The sequence below is a fragment of the Clostridium sp. Cult1 genome (assembly GCF_021655095.1).
In the GTDB taxonomy this organism is placed as follows: domain Bacteria; phylum Bacillota; class Clostridia; order Tissierellales; family Tepidimicrobiaceae; genus Schnuerera.
Map to the genome: position 1 here is coordinate 1,529,145 of NZ_PPXW01000001.1, position 11,090 is coordinate 1,540,234.

Annotated in this window: 17 protein-coding genes and 1 pseudogene; 6 read left to right on the forward strand and 12 right to left on the reverse strand. The window is 30.0% G+C overall.

Features of this window, described 5'->3' with window-relative positions:
- Positions 1–205 precede the first annotated feature (205 nt).
- Positions 206–1,329: pseudogene (locus C3E89_RS07565) on the reverse strand (IS3 family transposase).
- A gap of 403 nt (positions 1,330–1,732) precedes the next feature.
- On the opposite strand from C3E89_RS07565, the gene C3E89_RS07570 reads away from it, so the two are divergent.
- The 5 genes from C3E89_RS07570 (at position 1,733) to dusA (ending at position 4,933) form a co-directional block, all read left to right on the forward strand.
- Positions 1,733–2,269 carry a GNAT family N-acetyltransferase gene (locus C3E89_RS07570; RefSeq protein ID WP_236911842.1) on the forward strand — a complete coding sequence of 179 codons (537 nt, stop codon included), beginning with the start codon at positions 1,733–1,735 and terminating at the stop codon, positions 2,267–2,269.
- A 231-nt stretch (positions 2,270–2,500) separates the two neighbouring features.
- A complete protein-coding gene (locus C3E89_RS07575; RefSeq protein WP_236913449.1) occupies positions 2,501–2,734 on the forward strand; it encodes a class I SAM-dependent methyltransferase in 234 nt (77 codons plus the stop codon).
- Positions 2,731–3,117: a hypothetical protein gene (locus tag C3E89_RS07580; RefSeq protein ID WP_236911843.1), complete on the forward strand. Its 387-nt coding sequence runs from the start codon at positions 2,731–2,733 to the stop codon at positions 3,115–3,117. Before C3E89_RS07575 ends, C3E89_RS07580 begins: the two co-directional genes overlap by 4 nt.
- Before the next feature lie 168 nt (positions 3,118–3,285).
- Positions 3,286–3,798, forward strand: coding sequence for a type 1 glutamine amidotransferase domain-containing protein (locus tag C3E89_RS07585; RefSeq protein WP_236911844.1), 513 nt, complete (start codon positions 3,286–3,288; stop codon positions 3,796–3,798).
- A gap of 115 nt (positions 3,799–3,913) precedes the next feature.
- On the forward strand, positions 3,914–4,933 hold the full coding sequence (dusA, locus tag C3E89_RS07590; RefSeq protein WP_236911845.1) for a tRNA dihydrouridine(20/20a) synthase DusA: 1,020 nt from the start codon (positions 3,914–3,916) through the stop codon (positions 4,931–4,933).
- Positions 4,934–5,033: 100 nt separating this feature from the next.
- Here the strand turns inward: dusA and C3E89_RS07595 are convergent, their stop codons facing one another.
- The 11 genes from C3E89_RS07595 to C3E89_RS07645 form a co-directional block, all read right to left on the reverse strand.
- Positions 5,034–5,297, reverse strand: coding sequence for a hypothetical protein (locus tag C3E89_RS07595; protein ID WP_005587468.1), 264 nt, complete (start codon positions 5,295–5,297; stop codon positions 5,034–5,036).
- Positions 5,298–5,304: 7 nt separating this feature from the next.
- Positions 5,305–5,541 carry a hypothetical protein gene (locus C3E89_RS07600; RefSeq protein WP_236911846.1) on the reverse strand — a complete coding sequence of 79 codons (237 nt, stop codon included), beginning with the start codon at positions 5,539–5,541 and terminating at the stop codon, positions 5,305–5,307.
- Positions 5,542–5,545: 4 nt separating this feature from the next.
- The gene (locus tag C3E89_RS07605) at positions 5,546–5,863 is read right to left on the reverse strand and encodes a hypothetical protein (protein ID WP_005587465.1); all 318 of its coding nucleotides are present in this window, start codon (positions 5,861–5,863) and stop codon (positions 5,546–5,548) included.
- Positions 5,864–5,895: 32 nt separating this feature from the next.
- Entirely contained in the window at positions 5,896–6,162 is a 267-nt protein-coding gene (locus tag C3E89_RS07610) for a hypothetical protein (RefSeq protein WP_005587463.1), read from the reverse strand.
- 6 nt (positions 6,163–6,168) lie between these two features.
- Entirely contained in the window at positions 6,169–6,399 is a 231-nt protein-coding gene (locus tag C3E89_RS07615) for a hypothetical protein (RefSeq protein ID WP_236911847.1), read from the reverse strand.
- 18 nt (positions 6,400–6,417) lie between these two features.
- Positions 6,418–6,726, reverse strand: coding sequence for a hypothetical protein (locus tag C3E89_RS07620; RefSeq protein WP_005587460.1), 309 nt, complete (start codon positions 6,724–6,726; stop codon positions 6,418–6,420).
- Positions 6,727–6,740: 14 nt separating this feature from the next.
- Positions 6,741–6,905, reverse strand: a complete 165-nt coding sequence (locus tag C3E89_RS07625; RefSeq protein ID WP_005587459.1) for a hypothetical protein — start codon at positions 6,903–6,905, stop codon at positions 6,741–6,743.
- A 127-nt stretch (positions 6,906–7,032) separates the two neighbouring features.
- Positions 7,033–7,251, reverse strand: a complete 219-nt coding sequence (locus C3E89_RS07630; protein WP_236911848.1) for a hypothetical protein — start codon at positions 7,249–7,251, stop codon at positions 7,033–7,035.
- A gap of 64 nt (positions 7,252–7,315) precedes the next feature.
- Positions 7,316–7,471, reverse strand: coding sequence for a hypothetical protein (locus tag C3E89_RS07635; RefSeq protein WP_005587456.1), 156 nt, complete (start codon positions 7,469–7,471; stop codon positions 7,316–7,318).
- A gap of 252 nt (positions 7,472–7,723) precedes the next feature.
- Positions 7,724–8,389 (reverse strand): P-II family nitrogen regulator, encoded by a 666-nt coding sequence (locus C3E89_RS07640; RefSeq protein ID WP_236911849.1) that lies wholly within the window; start codon positions 8,387–8,389, stop codon positions 7,724–7,726.
- Positions 8,373–9,866: a DUF1538 domain-containing protein gene (locus tag C3E89_RS07645; RefSeq protein ID WP_236911850.1), complete on the reverse strand. Its 1,494-nt coding sequence runs from the start codon at positions 9,864–9,866 to the stop codon at positions 8,373–8,375. Before C3E89_RS07645 ends, C3E89_RS07640 begins: the two co-directional genes overlap by 17 nt.
- 236 nt (positions 9,867–10,102) lie before the next feature.
- On the opposite strand from C3E89_RS07645, the gene uvsE reads away from it, so the two are divergent.
- Positions 10,103–11,059 carry a UV DNA damage repair endonuclease UvsE gene (gene uvsE / locus C3E89_RS07650; protein WP_025640316.1) on the forward strand — a complete coding sequence of 319 codons (957 nt, stop codon included), beginning with the start codon at positions 10,103–10,105 and terminating at the stop codon, positions 11,057–11,059.
- The last annotated feature ends 31 nt before the right edge of the window (positions 11,060–11,090 follow it).

Here is an 11,090-nt window from a genome sequence, read left to right on the forward strand (position 1 = left end):
TTCCCGCCACCCTTGACAAACCATTCATAAATGCTTCTAAGTTTTCACCCCGAAGGCGACAAGCTCAAAGCAAGCTAAATATTTCGCCTTCGTGATGGGACATTGTAGCATTTATTCATTGGTTTATCAGGGGCAAGCCCTACGGGTGGCTAGTATTCCCCTCAGGCTCAAAATCTAAAGCAAGCTATGATACTCTACATAAATTCTAATATGTATCCGGAGTCATATTATTAATTGATGAATGAATCCTTTTTCTATTATAAAATCCTTCTATATATTGAAATAATACTAATTTAGCATGATTATAATCTATAAATGTATGTAAATATACACATTCTTTTTTTAATATTGCATGAAAGCTTTCTATACAAGCATTATCGTAGGGACAACCCTTGGAACTATACGATAGTCTGAATTCTTTTGATTTTGCTGCTTTACGATATTCCTTTGAAGTATATTGTGAACCTCTATCTGAGTGAATAATCAAGCCTTTGCCTGGTTTTTGTGTAGTCACAGCATTTTCTAATGCTTTTAATACTAAGGATGTATCCATGGTCTTTGAAAAACTATATCCTACTATTTTTTGAGTATGCAAATCTAAGATAGACGCTAGATAATTCCATCCATCTTTTAAAGTATGAATATAGGTAATATCAGCTACCCATTTTTCATTAATTTTTGTAGTTGTAAAGTCTCTATTTAAGAGGTTTTGGCCTCCTTCATAGACTTTTTTAGTAGAATTTGGCCTGTACTTTTTTACAACAATCGATCTAATACCAAGCCTTTTCATATGTCTTTGGACCCTTTTAAGGCTGATTTTTTCATAACCCCCTGCTTTTAGTTTTTCACGAATTTTAGGAGCACCGTATATTTTACCACTGCCATTGTATATATCTAAAATATCTTTTTGTAATTTTTTATTCTCTAGTTTCCATTTATTTTCAGGTTTTTGATTTTGCTTATCATAATAGGTGCTTCTAGGGAAACTAAGTACCTTACACATAGTATCTATGCTGTATATGTTAGAATTAGTTTTTATTATCTCAAATATAGCATCAGGATTTACTTCTTTGCGAATATAGCCATAGCTTTTTTTAATATTTCATTTTCCTCCTTTAGCTTTGCATTTTCCTTCTTGATTCTCAAAATTTCTTCAAGGTTTGTAGTATCTCCTTCTACTTCAATAGGAGCCTTTTTCTTTACCCAATTACGTATTGCAGTTTGACTTGAGTCTTATTCGTCGGATACTTCTTTAACTGTTTTTCCTTATAATACTAACTCTGCAATCATTGTTTTAAATTCATCTGTATAGGTTTTTCTTTTAGACATTTTATGGACACTTCCTTCCTCATTTAGTAGTATATAAAAAACCTTATTTAGTGTCCATACTTATATACTAACATCAGGGGATTGGAATCAAACTTTAAATCTGTAATTGCAGAAGTTACACCTAATTTCAATAAAAATACCATGTATGGTAAAATAAGATACATCGTGGATAGCCCTATAAATTACTTAAAAGACAAAAACTTGATCCTGATTTTGACCTATGCTTTTAAACTTAAGAATATATGGCCTACAAAGGAGGACTTTATTAGAAAATATAGAATATTACATTATGTTATTAGAAGCAAATAGCCTAGACTGATGAAAAGGATATAAAAGCTAATACATAAGATTTTTATTGTGGAGAAAGCTTTTATATTTAGTTTGAGTATAAAAGGATGATAGTATGGAAAATATAACTATAAGACAAGCAGAAAATAATGATATAGAAGAGATAAAAACTGTTGTAAAAAAGGCTTTTTATAGGTCAGGTAAGAATGAATTTTTTAATGAATGGGAGTTTGTGGACAAGGTAAGAATAGATCCTGGATTCATTCCTCAGTTATGTTTAATTGCAACCAATAATAAGGAGATAATTGGTTATATTTTATTGTCAAAGGCCTTGATAGGTAAAAATGAAGGTTTATCATTAGGACTATTGGCAGTTAAGCCTTCATATCAACGTCAAGGAATTGGAAGAAAACTTATAGATTTAGGATTGAAAAAGGCAAAAGAATATAGTTTCCAATGGGTTGCACTTACTGGTGGAGATTATTATTTCCAATTTGGATTTGAGTCTGCTTTAAAATATGGAATAGTATTATCTGACAATCATCCTGAAAACCCTTATTTGAAAATCAAATTTCTTGGTTCTAATAGAGAGATATCTGGCAAGATGAAATTTTGCGACTCCTTTTATGACAAAAATGGAGAGTTACTATAAAATTAATGTTATTAAAGAGATAAGTATCAGAAAGCTACCTTTTAATAATATCTGAAAGGAGAAAATAATATGAACAAAGTTGAATATTGGTATGATAATAAATATGATGAGTGGGAAAGACTTGAACGACATGAAATTGAGTTTGATATTACCTAAAGATATCTTGATGAATATATAACGGGAGAGAATTTAGAAATATTTGGCATTGGTGGCGGACCTGGAAGATACTCTATATACTTAGCAGAAAAAGGACATAAGGTATCATTATTAGACTTGTCAAAACGGAATATTGAAGTTGCAAAAGAAAAATCAAGAGAGAAAAACGTAACATTAGAGGTCTATATCCATGGAAATGCATTGGAACTAGAGCAATATGAACAAAAATATGATGTTATTCTTTTAATGAGGCCCTTATACCATTTAATTGAAAATCTGATAGAAAAGCTGCCGTTCAAGGAGCTTTGAGATTATTAAAACCAAATGGAATTATAGTTGCTTCTTTCATTTCTAATTATGCACCGATACAAGATTATCTAAAAGGAGTATATCCGATTGAATCTGTAGATGAATTACTAGGGTATCTAAAAAATGGAGTAAATATAGGAGATAAAGGATTCGCAACAGCATACTTTATTGATTATAAAGAGGCCAAGGATTTAATGAATAGTTTTGGACTAACTGAACTAGCATTTGCTGGTGTAGAGAATATTCTAGGTTCCAAAGAAAATGAGATTAATATGTTAGAAGAAGGAGAATACAGAAAATGGTTAGAAATAGGATATCAATTAAGCAGGGATGAAAACCTTATAGGTACAAGTGAACACTTTTTGTATATTGGACGGAAATAAAAGCTTTTACTTGTGGGCATGGGAAATTACGTACACAACTGTGAACTATGATATTCTAGGTCCAATATTATGATGAAGGAAAAGTGTATAATAAATACTGTTTTAATATATGGTTTAATAGGGTAGCTATAATATAGAAAGATTAAACACTATAGAAAGGGGATAATAATGAAGAGAATAGCTATATTAATAGAAAATATGTTTGATGAAAGAGAGTTGATTTATCCTTATTATAGGTTATTAGAGGAAGGGTATGAAGTTCATTTAATAGGGACTGAAAAAGAAACTGATTATTTTTCAAAAACTGGTCTAAGTGAAAAAAGTACCCATTCATCTAAAGAAGTATCAGCTAAGGATTATGATGGAGTAATAATTCCAGGTGGGTTCTCTCCAGATTATATGAGAAGATGTAGATCTACAGTAGATTTTGTAAAAGATATGGACAGAGAGAATAAACTAATAGCTGCAATCTGCCATGGGCCATGGATGATGACATCGTCTTGCAATCTTAAAGGTAGAAAAGTTACTTCCTTTTTTGCTATAAAAGATGACCTAATAAATGCAGGAGCCCATTATTTAGATGAGGAAGTAGTAGAGGATGGAAATTTAATTACTTCTAGAACACCTAAAGATTTACCTGTATTTTTGAAGAAAATAATCGAAAAATTAAAAGATAATTAATAAAAATGAAGCATCCTTATTTACTTAGGGATGCTTCAAAATAATAATGAACTATTATTCATTGGCTGGTAATAATATATATATTATTAATAAAGCATATGGGAAGGGGGAAACAATGCCTAGAATAAGTATTGCTCCAATGGTGGATATAACAGACAGACATTTTAGATATTTTTGTAGACTTCTTACTAAGAAATCTATATTATATACAGAAATGATTACAAGTAGTGCAATTATTCATGGAGATAGAAATAAAATTTTAGATTTTGATCCTTTTGAAAAACCTATAGTATTACAGATTGCAGGATGTGATAAAGGGGAGATTGCTGAAGCAGTAAAAATAGCAGAGGATTGGGATTATGATGAAATAAATTTAAATATAGGATGTCCTTCAGATCGGGTTTCTGGAAATCAAATGGGAGCAGCTCTAATGGCCTACCCTGAATTAGTTGCCGAAATAATTCAAGCTATGAGGAAAGAAACGAAAAAACCAATTAGTGTAAAGCATAGAATTGGAATTAATGGAACAAATATATTACCTAGTTCCTTATCAAAGGTAATATTTGATAAATATGAGGATATGGAATATTTTATTAAAACCCTTTATAAAGTAGGAGTAAAACATTTCATAATTCATGCTCGTATTGCTATACTAGAAGGATTGAGTCCTAAAGAAAATAGGGAAGTTCCACCTCTTAGATATGATGAAGTATATAGAGTAAAGGAAAACTTTCCAGAATTATTCATTGAAATCAATGGAGGTACAAAAACCATTGAATCTATAAAAGAGCATTTACAATATGTAGATGGAGTAATGTTAGGTAGGATAGCTTATGAAAATCCATTTTTATTAACAGAAGTCGATCAATTTTTTGAAGAAGGTAATGTCAACAATATTTCAAGAAGACAGGTTATAGAAGGGTTAATAGACTATATGGAAAAAATAGAAAAGGATGAAAAAGTAGGATATCAAGTTTTAAAAAATACTTTAGGCCTATTCCATAATAAAAGAGGAAGTAAAATCTGGAGACAGCTTTTGTCACCTCCTTGGGGAGAAGGATATTATGCTAAAGAAATACTGGAAAAGGCATTGCTAATGCTTCCTGAAGAAGTATTAAATGAAAAGCTTGTATAGGTAGTAATTACTTTAGAGTACTACACTCCAGCATTAATTTGATAGTATATTGAAAGTTTTGAAGTTCATCAAAATGGCTAAGATTTCTTAGCCATTTTGATTAAATATTATTTTTGTATATCTTTTTAAATTGATTTAAAATATCTAGTGGGATGTCAGCTTTAGGGTCTTTAGTATTTTTCTCCTTAACTAGGTTATTAACTTTAATTTCTTGTTCTTCAGTTTCTACATTTTCCTTTTCTGCAGACATATTATTGGTATCTTCCAGCTTTACATTCTGTTTTTCATCTATATTATCATTTGATTGGTTAGTTCTATCATTTATATCAATAGGATATTCATTTTTATTGACATTGACTGACATTTTTCCCTCACTCCTCATTAATAAGAGTTATTTTTTTAAACAATTTATAAATACTATCTCTATTAAATCCACAAACATCAGTTAAATGAGATGTAATTTCCTCTGGGCTGCTAGTAGTATAAAATTTATCATTCCTTTCTATATCTTCTAGTATCTTTTCATATAATACTTTCTCTTCTTCTGTAAGAATATCATCTAATTTTCTCTTGTTAGAGTTATTTTTGTTGACATTAATGTTTCCCATACCATCACTCCTTATCTTCTTTGCATATTCCAAATACTTTGATTCCTGGTTCTATTTCTATCATTTCATAGTTCTTTTTATTTATTGAAACTATATTATTTTCATTCATTTTTATATCTAAATTTAATCCCTCAATATTCAGTTTTTCTATATAATATGGGTTTATAATCACAAAAATTGAGCTTAGTTGAGTTGGAGAAATATTATTATTACCAGTTAAATTGGCTTGATTTGATGCATTTATCATAAAGTTATATATCTTGCTATCATTATAATCTAGGATTTCAGCCAAAAAATCTTCAGGTTTATTGGTATCTTCCACTATAATCCCCCCATATGAAATATTTATATGGATTAATCACTTTCGGTTACTTTTTTATCCGTATATACATGTATATTTCTATCGCTAATTAGCTCTCCATCAACCCCATTAATTGACAAATTTCCATCCTTATCTATAGCAAATGAAATGGGAATACTTTCTTTTGTATTCAAAATATTTAAATATTCAAGGCCTAAAATTGTAATAAAGTTAAATTGAGATAGATATGTCTTCCTACATTGAATAGTATTAGCTTGGTTTGAAAGGTTAAGTAGTAATGAATGTTTTACTTTTTTCAAAATAGATCACCTCTTATAGTCAGTCATTATCTTTTTTACTTTTTCGTTTTTTTCGTGATTACTTAGGTTAGCATCGTTTCTCAGTAAATAGAACTTTTCTAATAGTTCAGCAGGATTTTTTTGTTTTTTAATATGCAAAGTTATTTCAATATCACCTGTTATTATTTTATTAATATTAGAATCTATATTAACTTGATTATCAAATAGTTCCTTTTTTTCTTGCTCCTTACTATCCAAAAAAAATACCTCCTTTATTCAGAACTTGACTGTGGTAATCTCTTTTTTATCAGGCCCTTCCTCCTCTTTAATGGTAATGAATTCTCCTTTTTTAGCTTTCTTACTTTCTTCTATTATTTTTTGTGTTTCTTCTCCAGAACTTAATCTACCGTGTTGCTCCACATCTATGCTTAAATTTTTATACTTGGATTTAGTTTCATCATATAATTCCCCATCTACATAAACCTTACCGTCCATATCAATTCGAAGTTCCTTGGGTAATTTTTTTCCATTTTTCTTTAATTTTATTTTTATCCATTGGCTGTTTTCATTAATGTTATTTGTCATAACCTAATCCTCCCCTATTCTAAATTTATGTTAATAGTAGTAGAATTTTGAGTTACTACACTATATGCAGAAAGGAGCATATTAGATTGCTGATTAGTATTTATTTGGTTTGCAATTTTAGCGCCCATATAGGTATTGTGTTTTCCTTTAGGCAATGATTTTTGAGTATCTTTGGACATAAAACTAACCCCCATCCTACTTTTTCTATTAACATAATATGAAATTGCTATAAAATAGTTCAAGACCATAAATTAAAAGAACTGTCTCAAAGAGTTTTTCTGAGACAGTTCTAAATTATTATCTAGGTTATCTAGCTTTTTCTATCATTGATTTTAATATTTCTATTCCTTCCAGTCGGTTAGCGTTTCTAATATTCTGTCTTTGGAAGACCGATAATATATCAGCAGGATTAGGATGTTCTACCGGTATATCAGATTCTAGTTTAACGCCCTTTACAGGAATATTTAATGGATTTAATTTCTTTGAATTCAACGTTAATCCATCTTTTGAAAATCCTATTTTCAATTTTATCTCCCCTTTCCATTATTAATAAGCCATCTATTATAAAAGCATTACGCTGGATTTACATTTAGATATCTATCAAATCATCATCAGACTGAACTGTAACGCCTATTTGAGCTTCAATTACACTAGCAACTTGAGCAGCAATTATTGTTAAAACTTGTAGTTGAACTTGAGTTACAGTTTTTTGATTTACTACTGATGCAAAAATTCTATCTGCCATTTACACTTCCTCCCTTCCTATTTGGTAGTACATACTATGCATGTACAAAAGTTGTGTTACAGCAAAATTAATTTTATTTTAAATTAATTTATAAATATCTAATATATGAATTTTCAAATATTGGATCAAACAAATATCTCGTATTCAGGGTAGAGGATATTAGGTTTATAGGTTAAGTATACTTAGAGTAATGAGATAAAAATAGAGTAGAAAAGATGATTTCATCTCTTCTACTCTATTTTATTAAAAGATTTAATTTCCAAATAATCCAGAAGCTCTATTTACATCTAGTACAAATATTATTCCTGTTCCAGGTTCATCGATATTCATATTTCTCCTAATGGAATTTACTATCTTTTCTGTTTTATCAATTGTAGATAGAATTAGCACAATATCTTTTTCTGGTTCTATTTCAATATTAAATAATTTAGCTTTTTCATGTGATCCAGAACCTCTCCCATGAATTACTGTTCCTCCTGTTGCACCTACTGATTTAGCTGCTTCTAATACATCGTCTGACAACCCCTTATCTACAATAGTAAATATTGCTTCATATTCCATATTTTCAACCCCTCCTTTATTGGAATCAGCTATATATTTAGATTCTTTATTTCTTATAAAGTTTGTTAATGACATGGAAAAGGCTATACCATGATTGGGTTTATTAAATGAAAAGGTTTTAGTTAGACTATCATGGAAGAAATCTTCTAATTTTCTTTCAATAACCATTATAAGTATTTCTTTTCTTACCTCATTAAGACCTAATATATCCAGTAGATTATTGCTTACAGTTCCTTTTCCTAAGAAAAAAGTTCCCCCAGTTGCTCCTAACTCTTTAGATTTTTCTAAAACCTTACTTCCTTTTCCAAAGTCTACTATTATGCAAAATAATGAGTATTCTTTATCTATTAGATTCATTGATATTGATACCCCCTCGCTTTGCCTTTATTTTAAATAATAGGCCCAATATTTGTATAGCTACTAATGGAGTCATGGCAACCATTGCAATAACTCCAAATCCGTCTATTAATACATTAGCTGTAGGCATAGCATTAGCTGCTCCTTGAGCAAAAGCTAGGATAAAAGTAGCAGTCATAGGACCAGATGCAACTCCTCCCGAATCATAGGCTATTCCTACGAAAATAGGTGGTACTCTATAGCTAAGAAAAATAGCTATTGCAAATCCAGGTAATAGAAAATGCCATAGTTTTAAACTTGGTATCATAATTCTAAACATAGACATGGTTACAGCAAATGCAATTCCAATAGATAGTGTACCCAAAATTATTTTCTTTTTAATATGACCTGCAGTTACTTCTTCAACTTGCTCTGTAAGTACATATACTGCTGGTTCAGCTAGGACTACTACCATACCTAATAAAAACCCAACGGCTGGAAGCAGCCAATTAGATTCTAAATTTGCTATTCCATTCCCCATAACTCGGCCAACTTCCATAAATCCAGCATTGACTCCAACTAAGAATAGGGTAAGTCCAATATACGTATATAAAAGCCCTTTATATATTCTATTCTTTTTTCTTTTGGTTAGTTTAAATTTAGACTTGTTGAAAATGATAAATAATATAAATAAAGGTAATAATGTTAAAAGTGATTCTTTCATTAGTATGGGAAATTGGCTTATATATGGAGACAAAATTCCTATATTAGGTATAAATGCCTCCGCTTGACCTTGTATATTATTTTGCCCAATAATTATATTCAACAACATAATAGCAAGGATAGGGCCAGTTGAAGCAATGCCTACCAATCCAAAACTATCTTCTTCTGATGTTGTACCACCTTTTAATTGAGAAACACCTAATCCTAAGGCTAAAATAAATGGTGTAGTCATTGCTCCAGTAGTTGCTCCCGATGCATCAACGGAAATAGCCAAAAATTCCTCTGAGACCCAAAACCCTAAAATCAATATAATAGAATAAACTATGGTAAACAATTTGTTTAGCGGTTTTTCATATAGTATTCTAAGAAGTCCTATGGATACCATAATACCTACTCCAATAGAAACAACAATGAGAATTAAATAACTTGGTATAATTCCTCCAGTTGCACTGTTTACTTGAGAAGCTAGGATTTGCAAATCTGGTTCTGCTACTGTGATAAAAAAGCCTAGAACAAATCCCAGTATACCTACAATATATGATTTGTTAGTTTTAGCAATTGTTTCTCCCATAAGGTTACCTATAGGGCTTATACCAATTTCAGCTCCAAATAGGAAAATCCCCAGTCCAATGATGACTAATATAGCACCAATAATAAATCTTATAAACATTTCCATTTCTAAGGGAACTAAAGTAAAACTAAGTACAATTACAAGCAAAGTTATAGGCAATACGGAAAAAGATACTTCTTTAAATTTATTAAATAGTATATTCAAATGGTATGCTCCTTTCTTTAGGGATTAGTAATTGTAGAATAATTATATTTTAACACAAAAACTATATCGTGACGTATATATTTTAACACAAAAACTATATCGTGACGTATATATTTTAATATCTATAAATCATATGGTAAGATATATACTAACTTTTAATCTAATTTAAAAAATCCGTATTCTTATAAGCTTATGATGTATACTAAGAATGTTAAGAAAATTATGGGGGTGTATTTATGAGAGTTAGATTAGGTTATGTAGCAATTGCTTTAGGTCTTCCCAAAACCACATCATCTAGCAGTGTAACTTATACATATTATCAAAAATTAACAACGAAAGAAGAGAAATTAAATAAGCTTAAAAAGGTTTCCTACTCTAATATATTAGATTTAAGAAAAATATTAGAATACAATATAAAAAATAATATTCATTTCTATAGAATAACTTCATCCCTTATTCCCCTTGCTACTCACCCTGAAGTAAATTGGGATTATAGAAAAATTTTTGCTGTGGACTTTAAGATTATTGGAGATTTGATAAAAGAACATAGTATGAGGGTAGATACCCATCCCGATCAGTTTAATGTAATTAATAGTATGGATGATAGGGTAGTAGAAAATACTGAAAGAAACCTATGGTTTCATGTAAATTTATTTGAAGACATTGGATATCCTTTTGGGAAAATGATACTTCATATAGGAAGTGGTGCAGGGGGTAAAAAAGATGCTCTTAAAAGATTTAAAAATAATTTCAGACAATTTCCTGATGAGATAACATCTAAGATTATTTTAGAAAATGATGATAAAACATTTACTGCTAAGGAAACTCTTCAACTATGCAATAATTTAGGTGTTCCCATGGTGTTGGATATCCACCATCATATATGCAATAATGATGGTTATAGTATAGATGAGATATTACCGGATATATTAGACACATGGAAAGACGAAAAACTACCTCCAAAACTTCATTTTTCAAGTCCTAAGAATCACTCAAAAGATAGGAAACATGCAGACTTTATTAATGGTAATGATTTTGTTGAATTCATAGAGCTTTGTAAGCCATTAAATAAAGATATAGATATTATGTTAGAAGCAAAGAAAAAGGATCTTGCCCTATTTAATCTTGTAGAGTCCATAAAAAACTTAAGAAAGGATTGGAAGTGGATAGATTCTTCCACCTTTGAGTTGTAAGCTAAGATAAAGATGACTATGAAGGGTACCT